General features: G+C 62.9%; 27 protein-coding genes and 1 tRNA gene. 19 read left to right on the top strand and 9 right to left on the bottom strand.

What is annotated here, in order from left to right; all coding sequences use genetic code 11:
* Positions 1-14: 14 nt before the first annotated feature.
* The 3 genes from ACWCOO_RS06715 to ACWCOO_RS06705 all read left to right on the top strand — a co-directional run bounded on the left by ACWCOO_RS06715 (position 15) and on the right by ACWCOO_RS06705 (position 2035).
* Complete coding sequence (locus ACWCOO_RS06715; RefSeq protein WP_446830230.1) at positions 15-659, top strand: LolA family protein; 645 nt, start codon at positions 15-17, stop codon at positions 657-659.
* Complete coding sequence (gene serS, locus ACWCOO_RS06710; RefSeq protein ID WP_446830229.1) at positions 656-1927, top strand: serine--tRNA ligase; 1272 nt, start codon at positions 656-658, stop codon at positions 1925-1927. Before ACWCOO_RS06715 ends, serS begins: the two co-directional genes overlap by 4 nt.
* A gap of 18 nt (positions 1928-1945) precedes the next feature.
* A tRNA-Ser gene (locus tag ACWCOO_RS06705) sits at positions 1946-2035 on the top strand.
* An 89-nt stretch (positions 2036-2124) separates the two neighbouring features.
* Here the strand turns inward: ACWCOO_RS06705 and ACWCOO_RS06700 are convergent.
* Entirely contained in the window at positions 2125-3714 is a 1590-nt protein-coding gene (locus ACWCOO_RS06700; RefSeq protein WP_446830228.1) for an FG-GAP repeat domain-containing protein, read from the bottom strand.
* Between the two features lie 36 nt (positions 3715-3750).
* On the opposite strand from ACWCOO_RS06700, the gene ACWCOO_RS06695 reads away from it, so the two are divergent.
* Positions 3751-3906, top strand: coding sequence for a hypothetical protein (locus ACWCOO_RS06695; protein WP_446830227.1), 156 nt, complete (start codon positions 3751-3753; stop codon positions 3904-3906).
* Between the two features lie 100 nt (positions 3907-4006).
* On the opposite strand, the gene ACWCOO_RS06690 is transcribed toward ACWCOO_RS06695, so the two are convergent.
* Complete coding sequence (locus ACWCOO_RS06690; protein ID WP_446830226.1) at positions 4007-6415, bottom strand: TonB-dependent receptor; 2409 nt, start codon at positions 6413-6415, stop codon at positions 4007-4009.
* A 306-nt stretch (positions 6416-6721) separates the two neighbouring features.
* Between ACWCOO_RS06690 and dnaX the strand changes: the two genes are divergently transcribed.
* The 3 genes from dnaX to ACWCOO_RS06675 all read left to right on the top strand — a co-directional run bounded on the left by dnaX (position 6722) and on the right by ACWCOO_RS06675 (position 10136).
* Positions 6722-8497, top strand: a complete 1776-nt coding sequence (gene dnaX, locus ACWCOO_RS06685; protein WP_446830225.1) for a DNA polymerase III subunit gamma/tau — start codon at positions 6722-6724, stop codon at positions 8495-8497.
* Positions 8494-9102: a recombination mediator RecR gene (gene recR / locus ACWCOO_RS06680; RefSeq protein WP_446830224.1), complete on the top strand. Its 609-nt coding sequence runs from the start codon at positions 8494-8496 to the stop codon at positions 9100-9102. The genes dnaX and recR overlap by 4 nt, the downstream gene beginning before the upstream one ends.
* Before the next feature lie 86 nt (positions 9103-9188).
* Complete coding sequence (locus ACWCOO_RS06675) at positions 9189-10136, top strand: hypothetical protein (protein ID WP_446830223.1); 948 nt, start codon at positions 9189-9191, stop codon at positions 10134-10136.
* Here ACWCOO_RS06675 and rsgA read toward each other — a convergent pair.
* A complete protein-coding gene (gene rsgA / locus ACWCOO_RS06670; RefSeq protein ID WP_446830222.1) occupies positions 10133-11041 on the bottom strand; it encodes a ribosome small subunit-dependent GTPase A in 909 nt (302 codons plus the stop codon). The genes ACWCOO_RS06675 and rsgA overlap by 4 nt on opposite strands.
* 43 nt (positions 11042-11084) lie before the next feature.
* On the opposite strand from rsgA, the gene orn reads away from it, so the two are divergent.
* Positions 11085-11651: an oligoribonuclease gene (gene orn, locus ACWCOO_RS06665; protein WP_446830221.1), complete on the top strand. Its 567-nt coding sequence runs from the start codon at positions 11085-11087 to the stop codon at positions 11649-11651.
* Here orn and ACWCOO_RS06660 read toward each other — a convergent pair.
* Both ACWCOO_RS06660 and ACWCOO_RS06655 read right to left on the bottom strand, forming a co-directional pair.
* The gene (locus ACWCOO_RS06660) at positions 11625-12005 is read right to left on the bottom strand and encodes an MAPEG family protein (RefSeq protein ID WP_446830220.1); all 381 of its coding nucleotides are present in this window, start codon (positions 12003-12005) and stop codon (positions 11625-11627) included. The two genes, orn and ACWCOO_RS06660, sit on opposite strands and share 27 nt — an antisense overlap.
* A gap of 10 nt (positions 12006-12015) precedes the next feature.
* Positions 12016-12912: a hypothetical protein gene (locus tag ACWCOO_RS06655; RefSeq protein ID WP_446830219.1), complete on the bottom strand. Its 897-nt coding sequence runs from the start codon at positions 12910-12912 to the stop codon at positions 12016-12018.
* Positions 12913-13045: 133 nt separating this feature from the next.
* On the opposite strand from ACWCOO_RS06655, the gene ACWCOO_RS06650 reads away from it, so the two are divergent.
* The gene (locus tag ACWCOO_RS06650) at positions 13046-13528 is read left to right on the top strand and encodes a DUF1249 domain-containing protein (protein WP_446830218.1); all 483 of its coding nucleotides are present in this window, start codon (positions 13046-13048) and stop codon (positions 13526-13528) included.
* On the opposite strand, the gene ACWCOO_RS06645 is transcribed toward ACWCOO_RS06650, so the two are convergent.
* On the bottom strand, positions 13483-15537 hold the full coding sequence (locus tag ACWCOO_RS06645) for a carboxy terminal-processing peptidase (RefSeq protein WP_446830217.1): 2055 nt from the start codon (positions 15535-15537) through the stop codon (positions 13483-13485). The genes ACWCOO_RS06650 and ACWCOO_RS06645 overlap by 46 nt on opposite strands.
* 145 nt (positions 15538-15682) lie before the next feature.
* Here ACWCOO_RS06645 and ACWCOO_RS06640 point away from each other — a divergent pair, with 145 nt between their 5' ends.
* Positions 15683-15970 carry a hypothetical protein gene (locus tag ACWCOO_RS06640; protein ID WP_446830216.1) on the top strand — a complete coding sequence of 96 codons (288 nt, stop codon included), beginning with the start codon at positions 15683-15685 and terminating at the stop codon, positions 15968-15970.
* Here the strand turns inward: ACWCOO_RS06640 and ACWCOO_RS06635 are convergent.
* Positions 15952-16245: a hypothetical protein gene (locus ACWCOO_RS06635; RefSeq protein ID WP_446830215.1), complete on the bottom strand. Its 294-nt coding sequence runs from the start codon at positions 16243-16245 to the stop codon at positions 15952-15954. The genes ACWCOO_RS06640 and ACWCOO_RS06635 overlap by 19 nt on opposite strands.
* 65 nt (positions 16246-16310) lie before the next feature.
* Here ACWCOO_RS06635 and ACWCOO_RS06630 point away from each other — a divergent pair, with 65 nt between their 5' ends.
* Positions 16311-17474, top strand: coding sequence for a nitrilase-related carbon-nitrogen hydrolase (locus ACWCOO_RS06630; protein WP_446830214.1), 1164 nt, complete (start codon positions 16311-16313; stop codon positions 17472-17474).
* An 84-nt stretch (positions 17475-17558) separates the two neighbouring features.
* On the opposite strand, the gene ACWCOO_RS06625 is transcribed toward ACWCOO_RS06630, so the two are convergent.
* Both ACWCOO_RS06625 and ACWCOO_RS06620 read right to left on the bottom strand, forming a co-directional pair.
* On the bottom strand, positions 17559-18218 hold the full coding sequence (locus ACWCOO_RS06625; protein WP_446830213.1) for a hypothetical protein: 660 nt from the start codon (positions 18216-18218) through the stop codon (positions 17559-17561).
* Complete coding sequence (locus ACWCOO_RS06620; RefSeq protein ID WP_446830212.1) at positions 18215-18769, bottom strand: hypothetical protein; 555 nt, start codon at positions 18767-18769, stop codon at positions 18215-18217. The genes ACWCOO_RS06625 and ACWCOO_RS06620 overlap by 4 nt, the downstream gene beginning before the upstream one ends.
* Positions 18770-18873: 104 nt before the next feature.
* On the opposite strand from ACWCOO_RS06620, the gene ACWCOO_RS06615 reads away from it, so the two are divergent.
* The 8 genes from ACWCOO_RS06615 (at position 18874) to dctP (ending at position 24861) form a co-directional block, all read left to right on the top strand.
* Entirely contained in the window at positions 18874-19350 is a 477-nt protein-coding gene (locus tag ACWCOO_RS06615) for an ASCH domain-containing protein (RefSeq protein ID WP_446830211.1), read from the top strand.
* Positions 19347-20603 (top strand): mechanosensitive ion channel family protein, encoded by a 1257-nt coding sequence (locus ACWCOO_RS06610; protein ID WP_446830210.1) that lies wholly within the window; start codon positions 19347-19349, stop codon positions 20601-20603. The genes ACWCOO_RS06615 and ACWCOO_RS06610 overlap by 4 nt, the downstream gene beginning before the upstream one ends.
* Before the next feature lie 91 nt (positions 20604-20694).
* A complete protein-coding gene (gene rpsP, locus ACWCOO_RS06605) occupies positions 20695-21276 on the top strand; it encodes a 30S ribosomal protein S16 (protein ID WP_446830209.1) in 582 nt (193 codons plus the stop codon).
* Positions 21277-21322: 46 nt separating this feature from the next.
* The gene (rimM, locus tag ACWCOO_RS06600; protein WP_446830208.1) at positions 21323-21805 is read left to right on the top strand and encodes a ribosome maturation factor RimM; all 483 of its coding nucleotides are present in this window, start codon (positions 21323-21325) and stop codon (positions 21803-21805) included.
* A 12-nt stretch (positions 21806-21817) separates the two neighbouring features.
* Positions 21818-22603 (top strand): tRNA (guanosine(37)-N1)-methyltransferase TrmD, encoded by a 786-nt coding sequence (trmD, locus tag ACWCOO_RS06595; protein WP_446830207.1) that lies wholly within the window; start codon positions 21818-21820, stop codon positions 22601-22603.
* Positions 22604-22620: 17 nt separating this feature from the next.
* A complete protein-coding gene (gene rplS, locus ACWCOO_RS06590; RefSeq protein WP_446830206.1) occupies positions 22621-22965 on the top strand; it encodes a 50S ribosomal protein L19 in 345 nt (114 codons plus the stop codon).
* Positions 22966-23018: 53 nt separating this feature from the next.
* On the top strand, positions 23019-23849 hold the full coding sequence (locus tag ACWCOO_RS06585) for a TRAP transporter TatT component family protein (RefSeq protein WP_446830205.1): 831 nt from the start codon (positions 23019-23021) through the stop codon (positions 23847-23849).
* Positions 23836-24861 (top strand): TRAP transporter substrate-binding protein DctP, encoded by a 1026-nt coding sequence (gene dctP / locus ACWCOO_RS06580; RefSeq protein WP_446830204.1) that lies wholly within the window; start codon positions 23836-23838, stop codon positions 24859-24861. Before ACWCOO_RS06585 ends, dctP begins: the two co-directional genes overlap by 14 nt.
* The last annotated feature ends 3 nt before the right edge of the window (positions 24862-24864 follow it).

The following is a 24864-nucleotide window of genomic DNA, read 5'->3' as shown; positions in this document are numbered from 1 at the left end:
GCCGCAAAGCCGCAATGCGCGGCCTCGGCGGGCTGATGCTCGTGCTTCCTGCCGCTTTCGCGCTGGCGCAGAACCCGCCGGCCCAAAGTGCTCCTCCGGCAGCCGATCCCAGCGCGCTGCAGAAGTTCTTCGAGGAAACACAGAGATTGCAGGCCGATTTCACGCAACTCGAATTCGACGCCGACGGCATGCTGCGCAGGGAAAGCACCGGCCGCCTGTACCTCTCGCGTCCGGGACGGTTCCGGCTCGACTATATGGAGCCGGACGACATCATGATCTGGGCCGACGGCGAAAACCTCTCGATGTTCGACCGCGAACTGGAGCAGGTGACCGTGTGGAAGCAAGCCGCGCGGCTGCGCGAGTCGGCCGCTGCGCTGCTTGCCGGCGATGCCTCGGTGCTGGAGCAATACCGGGTAAGCGCGGGCGCGTCGGAGGGCGGCTTGCAATGGTTCAATCTGGTCGCCGCCGATGGCGAAGAAGGAAGTGCGCGACTGGCCTTGCGCGGCCGCGTGCCGGCAGTCATCGAGTACTCCGACGAACTCGGTAGCCGAGTGAGGATGCTTCTACGTGATTTGGACAGCAGCAGCTTGATTGATGACGCACTCTTCAATCCAGAGATTCCCGAGGGCGTCGATGTGTTCGAAGCGGCAGAATCGTGATTGATCCCAAGCTTCTGCGAGAGCAGGCGCCGACCGCGGCTCGAAACCTGGCGCGGCGCGGCGCGGCGTTCGATGCTGCGGCCTATGCGGCGCTGGAAGCGCGCCGCAAGTCGGCGCAAGTGGCTGCGGAGCGGATGCGCGCGGAACGTAACCGCTTGTCGAAGGAAATCGGCGTTGCAGCGCGCTCGGGCGGCGATGTGCAGGCACTCAAGGAGAAAGTTTCCGGGGTCAGGGAAGCGTTGGAGACATCGGAAAGCGAATTGGCCGGCGTGCAAAAGGAGCTGCACGAGATCGAGATGAATCTGCCCAACCTGCTGGACGAAGCCGTTCCGGAAGGCGATGGCGAGGACGCCAACAAGGAACTCAAGGCATGGGGCGAACCGCGGCTGACCGGCGCCGACATTCCCGATCACGTGGCTCTCGGCGAAGCGCTGGGGCAGCTCGATTTTGCGGCTGCCGCGCGGCTGGCCGGCGCGCGCTACAGCGTACTGAGCGGCGATATCGCCCGCCTGCACCGCGCTCTGATCCAGTTCATGCTGGATTTGCACATCAGCGAGCACGGCTACTCTGAGGTGTACGTGCCCTACATCATGAGCGCCGATGCGCTCGTGGGTTCCGGCCAGCTACCGAAGTTTGAAGCCGACTTGTTCGCTATCAGGTCCGAGCAGCCTTCCTATCTGTTGCCCACCGCCGAAGTGCCGCTCGCCAACCTTGTGGCGGGCCAGATCGTGAACGAGGCCGAATTGCCGCTCAAATACACTGCGCACACGCCCTGTTTCCGCTCCGAAGCCGGCTCCTATGGCCAGGACACCCGAGGCATGCTGCGCCAACACCAGTTCGAGAAAGTGGAACTGGTGCAAATCGCTCATCCTGACCGCTCCGCGGAAGCGCTGGAGGAGCTCACGCGGCATGCCGAGATCGTGCTCGAACGCCTGGAACTGCCGTACCGCAGAATGATCCTGTGCGGCGGCGACACCGGCTTTGCATCGTCCATCACCTACGACCTGGAAGTGTGGCTGCCCGGACAGAACCGCTATCGCGAGATTTCGTCCTGCAGCAACTGCAAGGATTTCCAGGCCCGGCGCATGCGCGCCCGCTGGAAGGGGAAGGATGCGCGCGGCCTGGTGCATACGCTGAACGGCTCAGGCGTAGCCGCCGGTCGCGCCCTGATCGCCGTCATGGAAAATTACCAGCAGCCCGACGGCAGCATCGTGATCCCGCAAGCACTGCGCTCATGGATGGGCGGCGCGGATAGAATCTCGGCCTGATCCCGCCCCGCATCTACCGGAGAGGTGGCAGAGTGGTCGAATGCGGAGGTCTTGAAAACCTCTGACGGTTTACGCCGTCCGTGGGTTCGAATCCCACCCTCTCCGCCAAACGTTTTGAGACAGCGGCCACACTTACAGTTGGGTGGCGCGTGGCGTGGTGCGCAGCGGACATCCGGCGCCGCGGGGCAATGAGCTTGTTAGCGCGACATCAGGATCAACAACCGGCCTGGCTCCGTGGGTGAGACATGCTGGATGAAAACGTCGGCCTTGCCGTCCTTGTCGAGGTCTGCAATCCGGGCGTTTCGCTCGTTGGCAGGGATGGCGACGGCCACCTTGACTGCTTGCCGAGCCAGCCGCGCGGGCCCCGCCACGCCCAGAAACACGCTTAGTTCGTTCCAACGCTCACCGGTCAGCAGGTCGCGCCTGCCGTCGCCATTTACATCGCCGACCAAGACTGTCGGAAACAGCGGGCCTCTCTTGTCCAGCGGCGCAAAAGGGCTGCGCACCGTCCGCGTCCATGCCGGTTTGGCCGGGAACCCTCTGCCCTCAAGCTGAAAGAGAGCGAGATTGATCGAAATCGAGTTGCCGAGCATGGCGCCCAACATGCCACCCAGCCCGATATTGACCGCGCCGATCATTGTTTCGACCGTTCCGTTTTCATCGAAATCCACGAAGTGCTGTGACGCATAGCCCCAGGCCTGCAATCCGCCCGATCTCCCTGGTGCATTAAAGGAAGCATCAGCGAGCTCCGGGAAGGAAATGCTGTCCGGCTGCGGCCTGCCAAAGCGCACTTCGTACCTGCCCGCCAGTCTGAAAGGGCTTCGGCCCCGAAGCGACAGGCTAACGGCGTCGGCCACACGATCGCCATCCAGATCCCGGAAATCCTGCAGGACAGTGAACTCGGCGCGCTTGTTCAGGCCCAAAAGCATGGAAGCCAGGTTCGCGTCGGCGAACTGGAAGGCCAGCCCATAGGAGCCAACAAAGTCGAGCGCAAAGCCGAGCTCCAGGCGGCGGGGCGAGTCCACGAACTCTCCCCGCGCGTCCTGACAGTACAAGAGGAAATGGTCGTGGTTCCAGAACAGCAGGTCCTGCCGTCCGTCGCGGTCGTAGTCCAGCCGATGAACTCGGCTCAAGTACCAGGGCATGTTCTCTGCGGTGATCCCGGTTTCTCCGTATGGGCGGGCTTCTCCGTAGGCTGTCGCGTCCGCAAACGGGTCCGGCGGCCCCAGTTTGACGGCCGGCCCGAAGGAGCCATTTTGTGACTGAAGCGACAACCAGAAGCCGTCGATGTCGGGCGCCAGCAGATCGTCCAAGCCGTCGCCGTTTACGTCGCGGGTTATATCGAGATGAGGAATCCCGTCGCCTGCCGCCGCGCGGTAACGGGTCGTGAGCGCGGCAAGCGGACGTTGTTTGCCCACCTTGGGGTCGAACCAGTCCACGCTCCCGGGCCGATAAGAGATCAGCCGATCTTGCTCCGCCAAACGGGCGACATCAACGAACAGGGTTGCGGGATGAAGCCCCGCGTCCCGCGTTATGCGCCATTCCCCGCCTTGCAGCGCAAACAGCCGAACTTGGCGCTTCCCTGCCGCGCTCACGCTGACGACGGCAAGCTGGGCCCGCCCGTGTTCGTCGAACGAGCCCGGCAAGACGACCTGGTGCGCCGCGGGCGGGATGGCGGTTTCCGTAACTGCGAACAGCCCAATGTCTTCCTGCGCACTGCGTGCAAAGGCGATTTCACTTGCCGCCAAGACAAGCGCAAAGACCGCGATAGTCCTCCAAAATCTCATTCGCAAATCCGCCGGAACGCCCGCTGAAGATTGTTCGTGAGTATCGGTTGTCACGTCAGCCGGTCTGAATGGGCCCGGGAAAGGATCGAAGGATGCGCGGATGTGCCCTACGACGATCACATCGACATCGTGATTACGCCGGAAGGCGACCTAGAGGTCGGCTACAGCCTGCCCAACTCTCAAGCTTGCTGATTTCGCCAAAGCGCGGTTCCTCAACGCGGTTCGGGTGCGGGCAGGAGGTAAACCCGCCCTGTCCGGGGGCGGGTTTTCAGTATGAGCGGGCGGGTTGCGGTTAGAAGGACGCTCGCAGGCGCACGCCGAATTCCCGCTTCGGGTAGCCGGCCGTGAAGACCTTGCGCGAGCCTCCAGGGCCGGTCGTTGTGCCGTTGGTGTTGGGCAGGACCTTGTTGTCGGTGAGGTTGGTGGCGAACACTTCAAGGGTGCTGTTTTCGGTGAGGTCGGTTCCTACCCGGGCATTGATTCGGAATAGCGACTTCGTTCGGTTCCATTCCGAATAGTCAGCCCATTTTGCGCTCTCGTAGAAGAAGTCGGCGCGGAAAAAGAACTCCCGTCCGGCGAATTCACTGAGTACGGTGGGGCTCAGCGACGCCGTCCATGCCGGCGTGTTGCGCGCCTCATTGCCATCGTTAACCACAGACAATGCGCCCGAGCCAAGCACGAAGTTTTCACTGGAGCCGCGCGAGGAGAATGAGGACATGATCGCATCCACATAGGTCAGCGTTCCGCGAATGCTGAACCAGTCCGTAAGATTGCCCTGCGCTTCCAGGTCGAAGCCCTTGTACTTCGAATCTCCCGGACCCCGAAGAGATGTTGTACCACCTGTGGGATATATGATTACCGAAGCGAAGGGCTGGTTTTTCCAGTCGATATAGAACACTGCTGCCGTCAATGCCCAATTGTCCGTTTGCTGTTTCCAGCCGATTTCGAATTGCTCGTTTTCCTGGGGCGCTGTGAACCGGCCAAACGCGCCCAACTGATCGTCAGGGATGATTTCCGGCGCAATGCTGTTCACTAACCCGGCTTGCGTCGCAACGCCAAGCAGGGAACTGAAGGAGTAACTGAAGTAGGTAGTTGCATCTTCAAACGGCGAATAGCTGAGAATCACCCGCGGGATGAAATCACTGTATTCGTTCAATTCGTTGCAAAGCGGGTCGAAAGAGCAGGTGCCGTTCGGATTGCCTAGCAAAACTGCCAGCGACTCCTCCTCGGTGTAGCGGGCTTCCACCGACACCGTCAGGTCTTCGGTCAGGTCGTAGTCAACCGAGGCGAACAATGCCGTGGTGGCGTTGTCCTGAAAGTCCACAATCGCTCCTTCCGCTGCGCTCGGGTTCAACTGCCCTACGGTGGGTACATTGCCGAGCCGATAGCGCTGGTCGTAGTCGCTCACGCCGATCAGGTACCGGAGCCTCTGGTTCTGCGGCGAGGCTACGCGGGCCTCGAAATAGGTTTCCTGGACGGCAATCTGGTTGCCGAGCACAAAGGCCGTGCCGGGTATGGTAGGAACCCCATACCAGAAATCGACGTAGTTGAGGGTTCCGGTATCCGCGCGCGAAGCCTGGAATGACAGCGTGTGCTCGGCCAGGTCGTACTCGCCGCTCAGTTGGACGCGGTAGGTCCGATTGAATCCGCCCAGCTTGCCTGGCGGCGTCTTCAGGATGTCGTATTGCTCCAGCAGGGGATGCAGGTCGGTCAAGGAACGGCCGCCGAACACCTGCGCAGCAGTAGGGGTTCGCGTTATGCCGAACTGCAGGTGCTCGCCGTCGGGGAAGTTGCCGCACCAGGAAGCAAACGGCAGCATGCTCATGTCGCGGGTAAAGGGTGTGCGTTCGCCCGTGACCGGATTCAAGTATTCGCCGGTATAGACGATATTGCACTCGCCGGCCGGCGTGCCGTATAGCCCGGAATGCACGCCGCCATTGACGCCGCCATCTTCGGCATCGACGTAGTATCCGGTCAGTTTCAGGCGAAAGTTGTCCGTGGCGTCGAAAACGAGCGTGCCGTTGAAGGTAAGGTCTTTCTGGACGCCAAAGGGTGTGCCATCCTGAAAGTTGAAATCGCCGGCATTCTGTTCATAGCCGGCATAGAGCCGCACGCCTATCCGGTCCGTGATCGGGCCTCCGGCGCCTACGCTCACGATGTATTCGTCGTGCTGGGACGGCGAATACTGCAGGTTGACGTCGGCTTCCCACTCGTCACCGGGTAGCCTGGGAATGTAGTTGACGGCGCCGGAAAAGGTATTGCGGCCGAAGTAGGCGGTTTGCGGGCCCTTGATGACCTCGACGCGCTCCACATCCGTGATCGGCAGAAAGCCGCCGCCTGCCGCGATGTAGGACCCGTCCCAGAACAGCGCGCCCACCTGGGTTGAGGGAGTAATGATCTGCTGGTTCATTCCGCGGATGCGGATCTGTGGATTGACGCGCCCGGCGGTGGCCGTAACGCCATGAAAGTCCAGGCCCGGAACAAGCTTGGAGAGCTCATGGAAATCGCCGATTCCGGCGCGGTCCAGTTGTTCCTGCGTCAGCGCCGAGACGGAAACCGGAATCTCGTAGATGTTCTCCTCGCGCTTGCGCGCGGTTACGACGATTTCCTCCAGCGACACGCCTTGCGCCATTGCGCTTTGCGCCCCCGGCAATGCCATCAATGCCGCCAGCGAAGCTGCAACCCGGTTTCGCATTTTCATAAGCACCCCTTAAGTGTCCCCTCCTCAAGGCTCAAGAGAACCGAGAGTCTCTTGAGCTCCAATGCCGCGGGCCGGTTCCGGCATGCTTCATCAGCAATCGCCCGCTTCTGCTCCTGTGGCGATGCGCAGAGTTGCATTGCCGGAGCGAGAGGCCCGAGTAGCGACACGGCATGATACACGGATTCTTGTTGCTGCCGAATTGACCGGCAAGGCCCGGATACGTAATCTTGAACGCCGAGTCTTGAGGGTTGCCGGAATGCTCTCCCACTCCAGCATGTTGAAATTCCCTCCCGACAACGCGCAACCATGAGTTACCTGGTACTGGCGCGCAAGTGGCGCCCGCGCACGTTCTCCGAAGTGCGTGGGCAGCCGCATGCGGTGCGGGCGCTGAGCAACGCCATTTCGGGCGGACGGGTGCATCACGCTTGGCTGTTCGCAGGCACGCGGGGGGTCGGCAAGACGACGCTGGCGCGGATCCTGGCCGCTGCGCTGAATTGCGAGAAAGGCGCAGCGCCGGAGCCTTGCGGGGAATGCGCGAGTTGCCGAAGCATTCAGGAGGGCAGCTTCGTTGACCTGATGGAGGTGGACGCGGCCTCGCGCACCAAGGTGGAGCAAACCCGCGAGCTGCTTGAAAACGTGCAGTATGCGCCGACGGCGGGGCGTTACAAGATCTACCTGATCGACGAAGCTCACATGCTGAGCACATCCTCTTTCAACGCGCTTCTCAAGACGCTGGAAGAACCGCCGCCGCACGTCAAGTTTCTGCTCGCTACCACCGAGCCGCAGCGGCTTCCGGTAACCGTGCTTTCGCGTTGCCTGCAGATCAACCTGCGCTCCATGGACAGCGAGACCATCGCCGCTCAGCTCGCGGCCATCTGCGAGGGCGAAGCCGTGGATGCGGAGCCCGGAGCGCTTGCGCGTCTCGCTCGGGCGGCCGGCGGCAGCATGCGCGACGCGCTGAGCCTGCTGGACCAGGCGATTGCCTATGGCGCCGATGCGGTGCGCGAGACCGACGTGGCGGATATGCTCGGCGGGGCTGATCAGCCCAGCATCATTCATCTGCTGAACGCCGTGTCGGCCGGCGATGGCGAAGCGCTGCTGGGCGGCGCCAGAGAATTGCGTGAACGACTGGCCGATCCGGCCAACATTCTGGCGGAATTGGCTGCAGCTCTGCAGCGTCTGGCGCTCGTCCAGGCGGTCGGGGAAGACATTGTCGATGAAGAGACCGAATCGGACGCGCTCATGGCGCTGGCTCGCTCCTTGCCGGCCGATCAGGTGCAATTGCTCTACGAAATAGCGATTCACGGGCGCGAAAGACTGCCAATGGCGCCCGATCCGGGTATCGGGCTGGAAATGACGCTATTGCGGATGCTGGCCTTCCGTTCCGATTCATCGCCGAAACGCGAAGTCGCGGTTACGCCGAAGGCAAGGGCTGTGAAACCGCCAGCGGATGCGGCGCGGAAACGGCGGTCAACCGGCTCCCCGCCCGTTGACGCTCAGCACTGGCCTGATGGCGCTGCACTACCGTCCGCATCGACCAAGCCTGCGCATGCTGAGTCTGAGCCGCCGTCTGCCGGGGTTGCGCCTCCTTCTGCCGGGGCCGAGTCTTCGTCCGCCAAGGCCGAATCCCCGCCCGCCGGCGCCAAGCCTGTGCCCGCCGGCGCCGAGCCGTTCGACGCCAATGCATGGCCGGAAACGGTGCGCAGCCTGGAGCTTGACGGACTTGCCGGCGAAATAGCGGCGCACAGCGAGCTCGCGGAAGCCGAAGACGGCTGTTTGCGTTTGCGCCTGGACGGTCAGCATCATCAACTCCTGACACAGGAAGTTCGCGAGGAACTGAGTACGGCGATTCTTTCCGCGCTTCCGTCTTTCCGCCAAGTCGAAATAGAAATTGCTGGCGCCGGCCAAGGGGGAACTCTGGCCGGGCAAGACCGGGAAGCAGAGCGCCGGCGCCAGCAGCGGGCCGAAGAAGAGTTCAGAGCCGATCCCTTCGTTCAGGCCTCGCTGGAGATATTCGGAGAGGATACGGAAATTGGATCCGTTCGCGCGCTGGATAGCGCGGAAACCCGATCCGGATCGTGACTGCGCATGTCTTTCCTCCGCGTCTGGCGGAATTGCTGGAAGCGCTGAAGTTCCTCCCGGGGGTGGGCCCGCGCTCGGCGGAGCGCATGATCCTGCACATGTTTACCCGCCGGCCCGAGGGCGCCCGCCGCTTGGCGCGCAGTCTCCAGGTGGCTTTGGAGACGGTTCGCCTGTGCTCGCGCTGCGGTATGCTCGCTGATGGCGACTTATGCGTGATTTGTGCGTCCAGCGGCCGCGATCCCGAGCAGCTGTGCGTGGTCGAATCGCCTTCCGACCTGGCCGCGGTGGAGGCTTCAGGCGCCTACCGAGGGCTGTTCTTCGTGCTTTCCGGCCGCCTTTCTCCGCTGGATGGTATCGGGCCCGAGGAACTGGGCCTTGATCGGCTGGAGGGGCGGCTGGGGGAAAACGTGGTGAAGGAACTGATTCTGGCCACCAGCGCCACGGTGGAGGGCGAAGCCACGGCTGTATATCTGGCGCAATTGGCTCAGCGGGCGGGCGTGAAGGCAACGCGCATCGCCCAGGGCGTGCCGCTGGGTGGTGAACTCAGCTACGTGGACGCCGGAACGCTGTCGTCGGCCCTGGCGCAGCGGAGGTCGCTCGAGTAAGGCCGCCTTCCACTGCCGGAGGGGCTTGGCCGGAACGCGCTACACTCGCCTTGACGCGGCGATGACCGCGCAACACGACGCCAACCATGCACGAATCGACCATGCAGCCCTTTGCCCCGGGCGATATTTTTCTCGGCTGCACATTGCTCAATGACCCGGATGACGATCATGCCGGCATTGGCCGTATTCTCCAGTACGACGCCGACTGCCGGCCCAAGGGCGTTCTCTACACGGAAGGCACACGCCACCTCGTGGGGGGATTGGCCTTTGACCGCCAAGGCACACTGTGGGCTTTCGACGACCACCGCGTGATACACGTGGACCCGCGCACCGGGCGCCAGATGCCGGAGAAGAAATTCCTGCCCAGGGTTTACCGCAGCGCCAGTTTTTCGAGCGACGGAATGACATATCTGGGCGAACACCTGAACGCCAAGGCCCCGCCTCCCGGCATCGAGAAACTCACCACGATCGAATTTCCGCGCATCCCGGACGACGGCGCGCTTGGTTACGGCAACATCTACCGCTACAAAGCCAGTTGGGAACTGGACAGGGTCTTCGAGGTCGATAACGCACCCGAACCTACGCGATTCAAGGGCGTGACCCATTCCACACTGCATCCCGGCGAGCGTTTCATCACCTATACCACCGAGCTGGGCAAGCGCGTAATGCGCTATGACGTGGTTGAGGGCCGGCAGATGGCCGACCTGGTGACCTACCCGGGCGAGGATATCAGCAATGGCCTGTTCGCGATTGCCGTGCGCTATCTCCCGGACGGGAAGCTGCTGCTTACCCGCGGGCAGTTCATGGAGATGCTCGACGAGAACGGCGATGCGATACGCGAGTATGCTCTGCCCGAGTATGGATGGTCGGATATCGCCGTCTGCAGCGATCCGCGCTACGCGCTGGTAAGCAACATTTTCAGCGGCATCATGCTCAAGGTGAACCTCATGACCGGGGAATTTGCCGGCCGCATTGATACCGGACAGCGCAAGCCGCTGAGGGCGCTGGCCGGCGTGGCCGAGTTTCCCGGCTAACCCCGGCCGGCCATCTGTTCGAAGTCGCGGAGCAAGGCCAGGTAACTGGCATGTCGTCCGGCGGGAACTTGCCCCGCCGCTACTGCGGCCAGCACAGCGCAATCCGGCTCGTTGCGGTGCCGGCAATTCGCGAATCGGCAGTTGGACATGTGCACGGAGAACTCCGGAAAACCCTCCAGAAGACCGCTGAAATCGCCAAGCACGGGCATCAGGGAACGCACCCCAGGGAGGTCGATAACTCGCCCTAGCTTGCTTAGCGCGTACATCGCCGCCGAAGCCGTTGTGTGCCGCCCAAGTCGCCCGGCGGCAGAGAGTTTCCCGGCGGCCGCCACGTCGCGCCCCAGCAACCTGTTGACCAGCGTGGACTTGCCGCCGCCCGACTGACCCGCGAACACGGTCACCTGGCGCGCGAGACGCCGCGCCAGCGAACCGATACGGGTGCCGGCGAGAGCGCTGACCCGCAGGACCAAGAACCCGGCGGATTCGTATTCGCGCAGACGCGCCGGCCGCCGGCTGCTCAAGTCGCACTTGTTCCATATGAGAAGGCGCTGCGCGCCGGCAGTGGCCGCGGTGCACAGCAACCGGTCCACCAGTTCGTAATCGGGCGCCGGCTCCACTGCCAGCACCACGGCGAGCTGCGAGAAATTCGCTGCCACAACCTCGCTTTGCCCGTTCGCGCCGGTTCGCGCCAGTTCGCTTTCGCGCGGCAGGATGCCACGCAGCAATGCCGGCGAGTCGTCGTTGCGAGTATCGAACTGCACCCGGTCGCCGCACACCGCTGTGTGGCGCCGGCTTGCCGCCAGGTAATCGAGTTTTTCTCCCGAGGCCGTCTCAAGCTGTCCACGGCGCCCGAAACAGGCGGTGACCAGGCCAATGCCTGGCGCTTTTCCGGTATCTGTGCGCATATTCCGGGCTAGAATCCGCGCCCGGATGCTTTAGGAGAACGATTTGGGCGAAACACCTTCACGACTGGTATGGATCGACCTGGAAATGACCGGGTTGGACCCACTGCGCGACCACATCATCGAAATAGCCACGGTCGTGACCGATGGCGACCTCGATATAGTGGCGGAGGGCCCGAATATCGTGATCCATCAGCCGCGCTCGGTAATGTACGAGATGGACGATTGGAACACCCGCCACCACACGGCTTCCGGCCTGTTCGAGGAGGTTCTCGCCAGCCGCATCAGCACCGAGGAAGCAGAGCGCTCGACCCTGGAATTTCTGAAGCAGCATTGCAAGCCCAAGACCTCGCCCATGTGCGGCTCCAGCATTTGCCAGGACCGGCGTTTTCTGTCACGCGCCATGCCCGAACTCGCGGCGTTCTTTCACTACCGCCATCTTGATGTGAGCAGCGTCAAGATTCTCGCGGGTCTTTGGGATCGGGCTGTGCTTGATGGCGTGAGAAAGGACGAGCGCCACCGCGCCAGGAGCGACATCCTCGCTTCGGTGGCGGAACTGAAGCACTATCGCAAGGAGATGTTCCGCTCAGGCGGTGGCGGCAGCGACAAATAGCCCGATTACCGCCAGAAAACCGGCCAGCCAGACAAACGATCTGGCTGTGGGCTGATCTTTGCAATAGAACACGCCGTGCAGAATGCGCGCCACTATGAACACGGCCGCCAACGCGTTGACGAGGGTTTGCTGCGCGTCGAGATAGTGAGCGGTCAGGACGGCGGCCGCAAAGGGCGCGAAAGATTCCCAAGCGTTGCTTTGCGCCCAAACCGCGCGTTGCCTGAAACCCTCCTGCCGCTCCAACCAAGCGCGCGGGCGCGCGTTGTCGAAGTCCTTGGATCCCCACTTCGCGACACCGGCCCAGATCAGGGGCAGCCACATGGCCAGGAAAATGCTCCAAAGGGCAAAAGTCATGTTTGTATCCTCATGCTGTCGATGCGTCGTTCGATTCGGCCCCGCGCCGGGAAGCAAACCATGCCAACCCGCCGGCAAACGCCAAGGCGATTATCAGGTTGGTGACGGGAAACCGGAACGGATAAATCCAGGGTTCCGTGTAGAGCTGCCAGGCGGAGCCGGCTTCCACGCAGAACCAAAGTACATTCGCGGATGGCACCGCGTAGCGCAGGGCCGCTGCCGGCCGTCTGAAGGGCAGCATGCGGAAGAACAGCAGCCACAAGCCCCAGAGCAGCACGGCGCATACCACGGCGATGGTGGCGGGATGAAACGGCCCCAGCACCCGAGGATCGAACAGCCAGAGGATCAGCACGTAGAAGAACCAGTTGATCATTACGACTTCCAGCGCCACGATGCGCGAGAACTGGCGCTTATAGCCGGGGGTGCGGCGCGCCGGCGTGAGCTTCAGATTGCGGTGATACCACATGAACATCCGGCAGTGCGTGTCCTTGTTGGAGCCCAGCCAGATCAGCAGCGCCACCAGAATCACGCCCGTGGCCTGCAGAAACAGCAGGTTGGCGGTAAACAGTTCGTGTTCACCGAACATCAGCTTGGCCGGATTCAGCCAGTGTCCCATGAATTCGAAGGACCCTTCCATCCAGCCCAGCCAGATCAATCCACCGCCCATGAAGCCAAGCACCGTGGCCGTTAGATCGTCCACCTTGAAGCCCTTCCAGACCATCACCCAGCCGGCCAGCCCGATGATGAAGCTCAGCAGGTAGGCGGGCGCATCCGGCAGCAGACCGAATTGCAGAACCATCAACGTGTGCGCCAGCGGCGTCCACAGCAGCACGGTGGTCCAGGCCAGAGCGCCCAGGACAGGCGGTTTCATCAAGGCGTGGCTGGTGGTTTCCAGTGCACTAGTCATCGGTTTCCCCCCTCGCTAAGTCGGTTGACAAGATTAGTGCCGCAGCGCTTATCGGGCAAGTATTTCCGGTTCTGCTATATTCCCGTTTCCTATGCTTCCACTTGCGCAAGTTTCCGAGCAACTGGCGCCGGCAATGCTGCTGGGCAACCGCCCGTTGGGGCTGGGCGCGCTGATCGAGATCTACGAGAGCAACTACGCAGGCCTTTGGCGCTTGTTCGGTCACGCGCTGAGCGAGCCGGGATGGCATGTTTCGCATAGCCCCGTAAACGGTGAACTGCACCTCGAAGTGGAGTGCAGGTCGGCTTTCACCACCGTGCTGCGCATGACCTACCTGTTTCCGGAGGACGGGCATTCGCCGCCGGAACCGGAACCGGACCTGGTTGTCAATCTCTACCGTGACGCGCGCGTGGCGGAAGTTGCATGCTGGTCGGCCCGGTATGGCTCCTGCACGGCCCAGCCCGGGTCTTTCGCGGCGTGCTGGCGGCGCAATCGGGTGCTCGGGAAATGGCTGGAGTTTCTGACGGATTCCCATCACGGGCCGGTACAACCGCGCTCGTCCCAGCCCCCGATTCAGTGCAGGGCACTGGCCGCTGTTGCCGGCGAAGAGCCGGCCTGAAGTCCCGCCAAGTCGGCCGCCACCTCGGCCGCCTGCTGCAGAGCCACATCGGGCAGGTCTATTTCTCGCAATTCTTCGAGCTTCGTGATCGGCCGTAGGTCGTTCTGTTCCAGCCACTCGTTGGTCATTGCAACGCGTTGTGCGCGGCGCTCCTCGTCTTCCTGGCGGCGCCTGTCGAGGTGAATGGGCACCGACTCCGGCTCGGCAATCTCCCGCAGGTCCTTGATGCGGTGCAATAGCTGCCGCCAGTCCGGATCTTCCGATTCCCGACGTTCGTAGCTGGCTGTCAGCAGGCTCAAGGTAGTTCCGTTCACGCTTCGGCCCGGGTAATCGGTTTCCGGGATCGTATCCCAGGGCAGAGCGTTTTCGGCAGCGCTTTCGCCCACCTCGTCGCCTATGAACTGGTTGGGAAATACTGCCGGAAGCTCCACGCCTGCGGCCGACAGGATGATATCCGGGGTCACCCCGCGGTGTTGCGTGCTTTCGCCCGTAACTCGGTAATATTTGCCCATGGTGAGCGTCAGGCGGCCCGGCATCTCGCCCTCGCTCCGCGGAATGCGGTAGATGTTCTGTACCGTGCCCTTGCCGAAGGTGCGCTGACCCACCACAACGCCGCGCCCGTAATCCTGGATGACTGCGGCCAGGATTTCCGAAGCCGAGGCGCTGAGCCGGTCAACCAGCACTACCAGCGGACCCTCCCATACCGGCGGCTGGCGTCGGTTGCGCAGGATCTGAGTGTGCAGGGCAGAATCGCGCACCTGCACCACCGGTCCTTTGCCGACGAACAGGCCCGCCAGCGAAATCGCTTCGTGCAAATGACCGCCGCCATTGCGCCGCAAGTCCAGCACCAGACCCTGCGCTCCCTCCGCCTTTAGTTCCTCGATAAGACGGCGCGCGTCGCGGGTGGAACTGGGGTAATCCTCAAGGCCCGCATCGCGCCCTTCCATGTCGAAGTAGAAATTGGGAATCCGGATGACCCCTACGCCCAAAGGGACGCCATCCCGGTCCACCTGCTGCATTTCCTTTGCGGCGCCCTGCAGCCGCACGCGGCCGCGCGTGAGATCCAGCAGAAACGATTCGCTCGCTGCCGCGTCGCCGCCAGGCAGTATGCGCAGCACCACCGGGGTTCCGGAGCGCCCGCGGATCAGTTCCACCACGTCCTGCAGACGCCAGCCAACGACGTCGGTTACTTCGCCGCTCGCCGAGCCGTCTACACCGGTAATCCGATCACCGGCCCGTAAACGCCCATCCTTGTCCGCAGGTCCTCCGGGCAGCACTTCCCGCACCAGCACGTAGTCATCCTGCATGCTGAGCGAGGCGCCCACGCCGTGGTAGGCGCGGCTCATCTGGATGCGGTACTCCTCGTAGTTGTGCGGCGAGAAATAGTTGGAATGCGGATCGAGCGCCTGCGTGAACGCGTTCATGAACAAGGCGAACACATCGTCGGAATCCTGGGAGTAAAGCGCCTTGCGTTGACGGACGTAGCGCTTGCGCAGGGCTGAGACGGCCTCTTCGTAGCTGCGCTCGTCCAGGATCAGGTTGATCATGTCATGCCGCACCCTGTCGCGCCAGACCGCATTCAGTTCCGCCTGACTGACGGGGCGCGGGAGCGCTTCGCGATCAAGCACCCACTCGCGCTCGGTGCGGAGCTCCGGCGCGCTGTCGAGAAACTCCTCGGCATAATCGAAGTACGCCGTCATGCGCGCGCGAAACAACTGGTAAATCTGGAAGACCGGGTTCAAATCGCCGCGGCGCATGCGGTCATCCAACTGGCTGCCATAGGTGCGCAGGAAATAATCTTCCTGATTCTTCAGAAAATACAGGTGTTGGCCATCGAGCAGATCGATGTAGTCGCCCAGGGTGCGTTCCGAAAGTTGGTCGTCGACGCTGATTTGTCCGTAGTGCTCGCGCTCGGCATACATCAGCACCCGCGCCGCGGTTTGCCGGTGGCCTTCGGTGACGCGCAGCGGCTGAGGCGCCTCGCCGGCGGCGGTTGCTGCATCGGCCACAGAAGCCAGCAGAGCGACGCTCGCTGCAAGCGCGATCCAAAATGCCTTGAGCGCAGGACGCGAATTCGCAGACACCCGTGCCCAAGTGGAGGATATTATTGGCATGTAGTGTATTTCGATTTGACCGCCGGATAATACCAGCAGCATGCGTCCTTTCGGCATTCTTCTAGGGATATTTCTCGGTAGTTGTCTGTCCATATTCGCGGGTCTGGCGATCGTGTGCCTCACCTTCTGGGTGATTCTGGATGACTATCCGCGCCTGGAATCCGAGTTGCCGGTGTTATTGCTGGCCACAGCCATGTTCGGCATCTGCACTGCCTTCGGGGGTCTGGGCATGTGGGGACACTTGCGCGCTGCCGCCTGGCGCTGGGCGCCTCTATGCCTGTTCTGGCTTTCTCTGGTGGCCGTAGGGGCCTATTTCTGGCCGGAGTAGCGGCGCAGCTTGCGCAAAGCGCCTAGGCCGAACCACGCGATCTGGAAAATTAGCAGAGGCCCCAGCAGAAACGCCAGCCCGGCGCCGCCAAGCCGCGCCGCATCGCCGTATATGCTTCCCCACAGTGCGAGCAAGCCAGCCGGGTCGCCATAGGGCCCGGCCAGCTTTCCGCCCAGCCAGTAGAGCACAACGGGCCCGGCCAGGAAGCCTGCCAGCAGCGCGCCCGCTGACCCCGCCACCCAAGGCAGGGGCAAATTCTTCCAGGTTGCTTTCACGGCACCGATTTTCTCCAGCAGACAGTAGAATGCAACTCTGATTCAATCGCTTGGGAGGCATCGCCATGACAAAGGGCAGAGGAATCGACCGTCGGCGCGTACTTCAGGGCGCCGCGCTGGCTGGATTGACGGTGGCCGCCGGCAGTGGTGCGCCACGGCGGGCCGCAGCCGCCGATGAGGGCGGCGGAGGAGAAGAGCTGGTGCGTACCGACGGCACCTACGCTACCGTGCCGCTGGCCAAGGACAACATCCGGCTCTGCGTGGTGCAGTCGGTGGTGCGGCCGATCGACGCGAATAATCCAGCGCCCGGCAAGCGCAGAAACCTGAACCATATGCTGGATCTGATCGACATGGCGCAATCCTCGGGGCCGCCCAGCGATATCCTGTTCTTTCACGAGTTCCCGATCACCGGTTTCCGCTTCACCTGGACCCGCGAAGACGTGCAGCGGGCCGCGATTGAGGTTCCGGGCGAGGAAACCGAAGAAATTTCCAAGTACGCCCGCAAGCACGGTTGCTATATTGTTTTCGGCAGCTACGTCAGGGACAAGGACTGGCCCGGCCACAACCTCTCGATTACCACGATCATCGGCGACCAGGGCGAAGTGCTGGCGCGGCACTGGAAGGCACGCAACATCAAGGGCGTGTTTCGGGTTGGCAAGCGCAATATCGAACTGATGACCACCACCATCTACAACGTGCTTGACCGCTACGTGGAGATGTACGGCGAGGATGAAGTCATACCGGTCACGCGCACCAAATTCGGCAATATCTGCACTACCGCAGTGCAGCGCGAGCCGGAACTGATCCGGGCGTTCGCCTTGAAGGGTTGTGAATTGATGCTGCGCACGGCCACCGGTGGCTTCAATCATCTCGATGTGCAATCCAGCGCCATGCATAACGGCATATATACGGCGCTGGTCAACAACGCGCACTCGCCGGGTACCCGCGGCATTTTCGGCGATACCGGCGGCGGCGGCTCGGGCATTTGGGGGCCTGGTGGCGAACCCCTGGCGGAAGCCAGGAGCGGCTTCGAGCAACCGATCGCGGCAACCATTCCGCTGGCCTCGTACCGGGCCAGACACCGCATACCGGATGTCCATTGGGACCTCTACAAACCGGTATACGACGGCTACGTGCCGAAATTCGGGCCGAATCTATTCTCAGACTACCTGCCCACGGATCTGGATGATGCAGGGGCTTACCTGGGCGACAAGTCGCGCTGGAAATAAACGTGCGCTAGCGAGGTTGCGCGCAGCGCCCACCGAGGGCACCGGAGCCGCACCGGCGAAATTTTCCGGACAGCGCGCCGCGGGTCAGCCCAGGTCGAGGTAGTCACGCAGTTGGCCCGCGAGGCTGTCGCAAGCCTTCTGGCGAGTGCGCGCGATGATGGGAATGGGAATCACCAACGCTGGTATCACCGAGGTACCGCGCACATTGGCCTTCATCGCCCCCATGTCGCTGAGCTCGTTGATGTCCCAAACGGACGCGCTGTACTCCGAGTTGTTTTGCCACCAGGCGACGCCGAAGCAGCCGGCGCCTCCTGGCCCGGCGGCGCAGGACAGGCTGCCGCCGCTACCTTCGCGCAGGGTCTGTCCGCTCAGCCAGATCATGTAGCGCACACCCTTGTTGCGGATGGCCTCGGCCACGCCGGGACGCGCCATGAACGCGCTGAGATCGGCGCTCTCGCGCGGCATGGTGCGTGGCTCCAGCCACGGGTAGAGCTGGTCGGCGAATTGGCGTTCGGCCACAATCTGGGGGCGCTTGCTGCTGGAGCCGATTTTCTTGGCGACACAGCGCACGAATTCCTCTTCGGTGCGGTTTCCGGCCAGGTAGCTGGTTCTGAGCAGTACCAGCCCTTCGGCTTCTTCGTCGGCATTCCCCGCCGTGGGAGCCAGCGCGCCGATCAGGCAAGCCATGACGCCCAGCGCGGCTAGCAGCCTGTGGCTATAGCCCCGCTGCGTTCGACTGTTCATGAGCGGCTGCCCATAAGCGCAAGAATAGCAGCATCTTCGAGCAGTTCCTGCGACAATGCGGCGCCAGCGTCGCGCAAAGCGTATTCGGCAGCTTCGCTCAAACGCTTGCGCACGCCGCCGCCTTGGGAGCCTTCGCCGTACCCCGGGATCGTGAGCCGGGTAAGCGGTGCGCCGTCGCCGCTCTTGATGCGCACGTTGAATTCGATCCAGGCCGCAGGCACATCCACCTTCGAGCGCCCCGGAACGCCGAACTCAAAGCGCAGGATTTCCGGCTCGATGATGAGGTCGGGCGACGCCGCACTCAGGTTGGGCGGGATGACGGTAAAGGCGGCGCCGAATACGCTTTCCAGCATCCTTACGCAGGGCGCGCCCAGCGCCACTGTCCAGCGCGTCGAATCGAGGGCCACTTCCTCGTGCGTGAAGCTCCTCAGTTCTTGCGGGTACTGCACGGCCGCGGTCAACGGTAGCCTGGTCGTGAGCGGGGCCGGAAAGTTCGCGTTCAGGGCAACGGCGCCGCCGCATCCGCTAACGCATAGGGACATCGCGGCCATGGCCGGAGCGCCCCACCATCGAGTCCTTGCAATGCCGCTTGCTGCCATGCGCTTGAGTATACTCCCGGAACCCGCGCGGCGGAGTTTCAGCGGAGTTTCAGCAAATGATCAACGTCAATGCGTTTCTCGACCAGGCCCGCGAGGCGGGCGTTCCGGACATGCAGGGAGGACGGCTCGTGGCGCGGCGCCTGGGCTCTACCCAGGAAATGTGTGAGCTTCTGTTGGGGCTGGTCCTGGAGGAGCAAAAGACCTGCACCTATTCGCTGGTCGAGTTTCTGGAAGAGGAGGGCGGCCTGCTTGCACCGGGAGACCGGATCGTATTTCTGGACGCGGATCATGAGCCGCGGTGCCTGGTGGAACTGGATGATTGCGAAGAGCTGCCTTTCAACGCCGTGTCGGCGCGGCACACCGCGGGAGAGGGACCGGCGGCGCGTGAGGTCAGCGTCTGGCGGCGGATTCACCGCGCTTACTGGGGCAAGTGGCTGGAAGCCCGGGGGCAGCGCTTCCACGAGGAAGTGCCGGTCATGTGGCAGTCCTATCGTCTGCTGCACCCGCGCGGAGAAACCCGTTCCGCCGCATGAAACTCGAACAACTCCGGGTTGCCGCAGGCTCCTGGCTTGCCGACTATCCTCTGGCCGGCGCGCTGCTGGCGCTGCTCGGTCTTGCTCTGGCCGCCGTAGTGGCCGACTGGCTGTCGCGCGGGGTGATTGCCACGGCGGGCCGCAAGGCTCTTCAATCGTCCGGCCGGAGTGCCCTGGGGACGGCCTTGCTGGAGTCGCGCGTGCTGTTGCGGTTTTCGCACCTGGCCCCCGCCATGGTGATGTTTCTGGGTTTGCGCGCCGCGCAGCCGTGGCTCGGAGAGCAACTGGGCAAAGCGCTGGTGGTGCTCGCATTCTCGGCGGTAGTCCTAACCGCGGTGGCGGGCGCTGTGGCGCTGATAAACGCCGTCAGCGCGTATCTTCAAAGAGCGCCCGGCAGCCACGCCCGTCTGCCGCTGAAGGGCTACGCTCAAGCGCTTGCGCTGGTGCTCTATGCGGTCGCTGCGCTGGTTGTCGTGGCCTACGCCGCCGACGTTTCCATCTGGCTGCTCCTGAGCAGCCTGGGCGCGCTGGCCGCCGTGTTGCTGCTGGTGTTTCGCGACACTCTGCTGTCGCTGATGGCCAGTATCCAGATATCGGTCAACGATGTGGTGAGGGTGGGGGACTGGGTCGAGATGCCCTCCCACAACGTGGACGGCGATGTGGTCGATATCGCCCTGCATACAGTCACCGTGCGCAACTGGGACAAGACATTGAGCACCGTTCCCACGCAGGCATTCATCAGCGGCTCGTTCAGAAACTGGCGTGGGATGAGCGAGGATGGCGCGCGGCGGATCAAGCGGTCGGTGTTTATCGACATGTCCACGGTGCGCTTTCTCGAAGAAGAGGAAATCAAGCGTTTCTCGAACTTCAAGTTGCTGGCCGACTATCTCCCCGCCAAGCGCCAGGAACTCGCCGATTACAACCGCCGCATAGGCGCCGAATCTCTGCCGGTGAACCTGCGCCGGCTCACCAACATCGGCACCTTCAGAGCCTACTTGTACAACTACATCAAGAATCACCCGCAGGTGCACAACGAGCGCACTACTCTGGTGCGGCAGCGGCAGCCCGGTGCGGACGGCTTGCCGATTGAAGTCTATTGTTTTGCGGCAACCACCGATTGGCAGGCCTATGAGGACCTGCAATCCGATCTCTTCGATCACATTCTGGCCGTTGCGCCCGAGTTCGGCTTGAGCGTGTTTCAGCGCGCCGCGGGCCGCGACCTGCGCTTGAGCGGGCGAGTGCTGGCGAGCTAGCCCGCTGGTTCGCCAAGCAAGCTTCCGCCGCCATATTTGGTAGAATCAACGTTTTGCACTAGCGAGCGGCTCGGCCGCAGGATCACAATTCATGGTAGGCATAAGGCTTTCCCGTCACGGGGCCAAGAAGCGGCCCTTCTACCACATTGTCGTTACCGACCGGCGCAAACAGCGCAACGGACGGTTTATTGAACGGCTCGGCTTCTATAACCCCATAGCCACCGGAGGGGAGCAGACTCTCAAGCTTGCCCTGGACCGCGTGGACTACTGGTTGGGGCAGGGTGCGCAGCCTTCGGAGCGCGTACGGCAACTGATCCGTCGGCGTCGCATTGCCGGCGCCGACGAACCGACTGCCGCGCCGGAGGAAGCCAAGGCTGCTGCCGGCACGGACGCGCCGGACACGGAAACGGATCCTGCTGTCGAGGCCTCTGCTGCTGTCGCTGCGGCGGATCAAGACGAAGCGGCGGAACAGCCCGAGCCGGAAGCGGATGCAGCGGACGAACAGGCTGGCGGGGAGACCGGCGCGGACGGCGAGGCTCCTGAGGAAGCCGACAAGGGTGAACCGCAGGCGGCCGCTTCGTCAGACGGAGACAGCGAAGAGCCCGCGCCGGCAAGTAACGGCGGACAGCAAGATGTCGAACAGGTCAGCAAGGCCGAAAAGGACGCGGGCTGAAACCAGACAGTTTCAAGAGGGCGGTCGCGAAAAAACCTTGATTCCCATGGGCCGCTTGGGCGCGGCGCATGGACTGAAGGGCCGGCTGCGGGTGGCGTCCTACGCCGAGCCTCCGGAACAACTGCGAAACTATCGCGATTGGGTGCTTGTGATGAACGGCCAGCGTCAGGAGATAGCGCTGCGAAGCATGCGCGTTACTTGCCGCGGGCTGGTGTGTCAACTTGAAGGCGTCGATACCCGGGAAGCAGCGGAAGCGCTGCGCGGCGCCGAAATTTGCATCAACCGTGGCTCCTTGCCGCCCACCAAGGCGGATGAGTGGTATTGGGCCGATCTCGAAGGCCTCGAAGTACGCAATATCCAGGGCGAGAACCTGGGCGATGTCGCCGGTCTGATGGCCACGGGCGCCAATGATGTGCTGATTGTCGAGGGCGAGCGGCGGAGACTGATTCCCTTCCTGCCCGGCAGCCACGTGCTTGAGGTTAATCCGCGCGAAGGCCGCCTTATCGTAGATTGGGACGCCTCGTTCTAGCCCTGCAGAGCCATGCAGATCATCACCGTATGCCTGCATCCCGGGATGGTCCTCGGCGCCTTTGAAGAGGGTGTTTGCGCACGCGCGCTGGAATCGGGCGTTGCGGCGCTGCATTGCGTGAATCCGCGCGATTTCGCCGGCGGCAAACATCGCAGCGTGGACGACCGTCCTTACGGCGGCGGACCCGGTATGGTTCTGCGGGCAGCTCCGGTGCTGGCGGCGGTGCGTGCGGCCCGCGCGCAGGCGCCGGAAGGTACACCGACGATCTTCCTCACTCCTCAGGGCAAGCGTTTCACGCAGGCCCGCGCGCACGAACTGGCCGCCAGTGCCGGGATCATCCTGGTGGCGGGTCGCTACGAGGGCTTCGACGAGCGGGTGCTGGAATTGGAGGCTGACGAGGAGTTGTCGCTCGGAGATTTTGTTCTGAGCGGAGGCGAACTGGCTGCCTGTGTGGTCATAGACGCGGTAGTCAGGCTGCTGCCCGGGGCGCTGGGCGACGAGCGTTCCGCCGGCGAAGATTCTTTCTCCTCTGGTCTTTTGGACTTTCCGCAGTACACTCGGCCCTCGGTGGTGGAAGGCCGGGCGGCGCCGGAGGCACTGTTGGCTGGGGATCACGCCCGGGTTCGCGCCTGGCGGCTCAAGCAAGCGCTTGGCCGCACATGGTTGCGGCGCCCGGAACTGCTGGCGGAGCGACGCTTGAGCGAACAGGAGCGCCGACTCTTGCAGGAGTTTCAGGCCGAGACTCAACTGGCGGCGCGGAGCGCTTCGAGTGCGCCGGAACAGGCCACAGAACATTAGAATACGGGCAGTAAACGATGAGCAATCTGATTCAGGAACTGGAAGCGGAGCAAGTCCGCAAGGATCTTCCGGAATTTTCTCCGGGCGACACTGTGGCGGTGCAGGTGCGCGTGCGCGAGGGGCAGCGCGAGCGTTTGCAAGTCTTCGAGGGCGTGGTGATCGCGAAACGCAACCGCGGACTTAATTCGTCTTTTACCGTGCGCAAGATTTCCCACGGCGAAGGCGTCGAGCGGGTGTTTCAGGCCCACAGCCCGATGATCGCCGGGATAACCGTCAAGCGCCGCGGCGACGTTCGACGCGCCAAGCTCTACTACCTGCGCGAGCGCCGCGGGCGAAGCGCGAGGATTCGCGAAAAACTGTGAGTTGCGCCGGCCTCTCGGTGCGGAGCGCCTTCCCGGCCGCCGCCGGCCGATTGATGGGAGTTGCTATTGCTGTCGGGGTACTGGCGGGATGCGGTTCGCTGATCCGGTCGGCTACCGGAAGCCTCACCGAGCAACTGGGCGAGGCCGTATTGAGCCACGACGATCCGGAACTGGTGCGCGAGGCCACGCCTACGCTATTGATCGTGATCGACAGCTTGGCTGCCGACGGCTCCAGCGCGGCCGTGCTGGGCTCTGCAGCGCAGTTGTACGCCGCCTACGGCGTGGTATTCGTCAACGATTCTGAGCGAGCGCTCAAACTGACCGATCGCGCTTACGGCTATGCAAGGAAGGCTTTGTGCGCGGCCGAAAGCAGCGGCTGTGGTGTCGAGCAGCTGACTTTCGCCGATTATGAGGCTCGCATCGGCAATTTCCCGGCTTCCCAGGCGCAGGCTCTCTACGACTACGTCATCGGCTATCTCTCTTGGGTACAAGCGCGCGCCGACTACGAGGCGCTGGCGCAGCTTCCGCGGCTGCAAGTCGCGCTCGAAAGGTTGCTGGCTATCGCTCCGCCGCCGATCAGAGGCCGCGCCCACATGTACATGGGCACCTTGCAGTGCCTGCGTCCGGCTGCTCTTGGCGGCGCCCCGCAAGCGGGAATACGCAACTTCGAGGCAGCCTTGCTCCTTACCGAAAGAAAGGACTTGAGCATACAGGTCGAATACGCCCGCAATTGCGCCCGCTTGCTCTATGATCGGGAGTTGCACGACAGCTTGCTGCGGGAGGTGGTCAGCGCCGAGGCGGAACAGCCCGGGCTGACGCTTTTCAACAGTCTTGCCAAGAACGACGCCGAAGACCTATTGCGTTCCGCCGATGACTATTTCTGAGTTCAATCTCAAGCGCCGCGTGACGCTGCTGCTGGCGGCGGCGCTGGTGGCCGGGCCCGCATGGACGCAGACCCTGAAAATCGCCACCGTCACGCCTGAAGGGTCGTCCTGGATGCGGGACATGCGCGCGGCTGCGGCGGAAATCAGCGAGCGAACCCAAGGCGCTGTGGAGGTCAAGTTCTATGGCGGCGGTGTGCAGGGCGATGACATCAGGGTGCTGCGAAAGATCCGCGGGCGGCAACTGCAGGGCGCGGTAATGACCTCCAGCGCTCTGGCTGAAATTTACCCTGAAATGCTCCAGTACGGGCTTCCGCTGCTGTTTCACTCGCGGGAGGAAATGCTTTTCGTGCGTGAGCGCATCGACGGGCTGATCGCCGATGGTCTGCGCGACAAGGGCTTCGAATCCTTCGGTTTCGGGAGCCTCGGCTTTGCCCGCATCATGACGGCGGAAAAGCCCGTGGTCCGCCTGGAGGATGCCAGGGGGCTGAAGATATGGGTGCCGAAAGGTGACGACATCAGCTTTCGGGCCATGCGCTCGGTAGGACTGGCGCCGTTGGAATTGCCCGTATCGGATGTTCTGGTAAGCCTACAGACAGGCATCGTGGACATGGTTGTTGGTCCGCCTTCCGGCGCGATACTGCTGCAGTGGCATACCCGTTTGCGCTACGTGACCGATTTCCCGGTGGTTTTCGCCTATGGCCTGCTCGCCATCGACAAGCGCGTTTTCGCCGGGCTTTCGCAGGAAAATCAGGATGTCGTGCGCGATGCCTTCGCCACGCTGGCGGGCCGGCTCGACCGCCAGGACGCTGCCGACAACGCTGAGGCAAGCCAGGCGCTCAAGAATTCCGGTCTCGAATATCTTCAGCCTCCGCCCGAGGAGGTGGCCAAGTGGCGTCTGGCGTTTGCCGACATATACCCCGAACTGGTGCGGGAAGCCGGCATGTCCCCGCAGCTCCATGACCGGATCATGGGGCTGTTGGCGGAGTTTCGCTCCGGTCAAGGAACGGGCTGAACC

Source organism: Candidatus Foliamicus sp. (genome assembly GCF_965221325.1).
In the GTDB taxonomy this organism is placed as follows: Bacteria; Pseudomonadota; Gammaproteobacteria; order Steroidobacterales; family Foliamicaceae; genus Foliamicus.
This window is presented reverse-complemented; position numbering and strand designations above follow the sequence as displayed.

Bases quoted from the DNA above. Each gene is read 5' to 3' on its own strand.
- rimM (WP_446830208.1), top strand. From the start codon at position 21,323: ATGGGCCGCTTGGGCGCGGCGCATGGACTGAAGGGCCGGCTGCGGGTG.
- rplS (WP_446830206.1), top strand. From the start codon at position 22,621: ATGAGCAATCTGATTCAGGAACTGGAAGCGGAGCAAGTCCGCAAGGAT.
- ACWCOO_RS06700 (WP_446830228.1), bottom strand. From the start codon at position 3,714: ATGAGATTTTGGAGGACTATCGCGGTCTTTGCGCTTGTCTTGGCGGCA.
- dctP (WP_446830204.1), top strand. From the start codon at position 23,836: ATGACTATTTCTGAGTTCAATCTCAAGCGCCGCGTGACGCTGCTGCTG.
- ACWCOO_RS06630 (WP_446830214.1), top strand. From the start codon at position 16,311: ATGACAAAGGGCAGAGGAATCGACCGTCGGCGCGTACTTCAGGGCGCC.
- ACWCOO_RS06660 (WP_446830220.1), bottom strand. From the start codon at position 12,005: ATGACTTTTGCCCTTTGGAGCATTTTCCTGGCCATGTGGCTGCCCCTG.
- ACWCOO_RS06640 (WP_446830216.1), top strand. From the start codon at position 15,683: ATGCGTCCTTTCGGCATTCTTCTAGGGATATTTCTCGGTAGTTGTCTG.
- ACWCOO_RS06585 (WP_446830205.1), top strand. From the start codon at position 23,019: ATGGGAGTTGCTATTGCTGTCGGGGTACTGGCGGGATGCGGTTCGCTG.
- ACWCOO_RS06655 (WP_446830219.1), bottom strand. From the start codon at position 12,912: ATGACTAGTGCACTGGAAACCACCAGCCACGCCTTGATGAAACCGCCT.
- ACWCOO_RS06610 (WP_446830210.1), top strand. From the start codon at position 19,347: ATGAAACTCGAACAACTCCGGGTTGCCGCAGGCTCCTGGCTTGCCGAC.
- rpsP (WP_446830209.1), top strand. From the start codon at position 20,695: ATGGTAGGCATAAGGCTTTCCCGTCACGGGGCCAAGAAGCGGCCCTTC.
- ACWCOO_RS06650 (WP_446830218.1), top strand. From the start codon at position 13,046: ATGCTGCTGGGCAACCGCCCGTTGGGGCTGGGCGCGCTGATCGAGATC.
- ACWCOO_RS06615 (WP_446830211.1), top strand. From the start codon at position 18,874: ATGATCAACGTCAATGCGTTTCTCGACCAGGCCCGCGAGGCGGGCGTT.
- dnaX (WP_446830225.1), top strand. From the start codon at position 6,722: ATGAGTTACCTGGTACTGGCGCGCAAGTGGCGCCCGCGCACGTTCTCC.
- ACWCOO_RS06675 (WP_446830223.1), top strand. From the start codon at position 9,189: ATGCACGAATCGACCATGCAGCCCTTTGCCCCGGGCGATATTTTTCTC.
- rsgA (WP_446830222.1), bottom strand. From the start codon at position 11,041: ATGCGCACAGATACCGGAAAAGCGCCAGGCATTGGCCTGGTCACCGCC.
- ACWCOO_RS06690 (WP_446830226.1), bottom strand. From the start codon at position 6,415: ATGAAAATGCGAAACCGGGTTGCAGCTTCGCTGGCGGCATTGATGGCA.
- ACWCOO_RS06715 (WP_446830230.1), top strand. From the start codon at position 15: ATGCGCGGCCTCGGCGGGCTGATGCTCGTGCTTCCTGCCGCTTTCGCG.
- ACWCOO_RS06620 (WP_446830212.1), bottom strand. From the start codon at position 18,769: ATGGCCGCGATGTCCCTATGCGTTAGCGGATGCGGCGGCGCCGTTGCC.
- trmD (WP_446830207.1), top strand. From the start codon at position 21,818: ATGCAGATCATCACCGTATGCCTGCATCCCGGGATGGTCCTCGGCGCC.
- ACWCOO_RS06625 (WP_446830213.1), bottom strand. From the start codon at position 18,218: ATGAACAGTCGAACGCAGCGGGGCTATAGCCACAGGCTGCTAGCCGCG.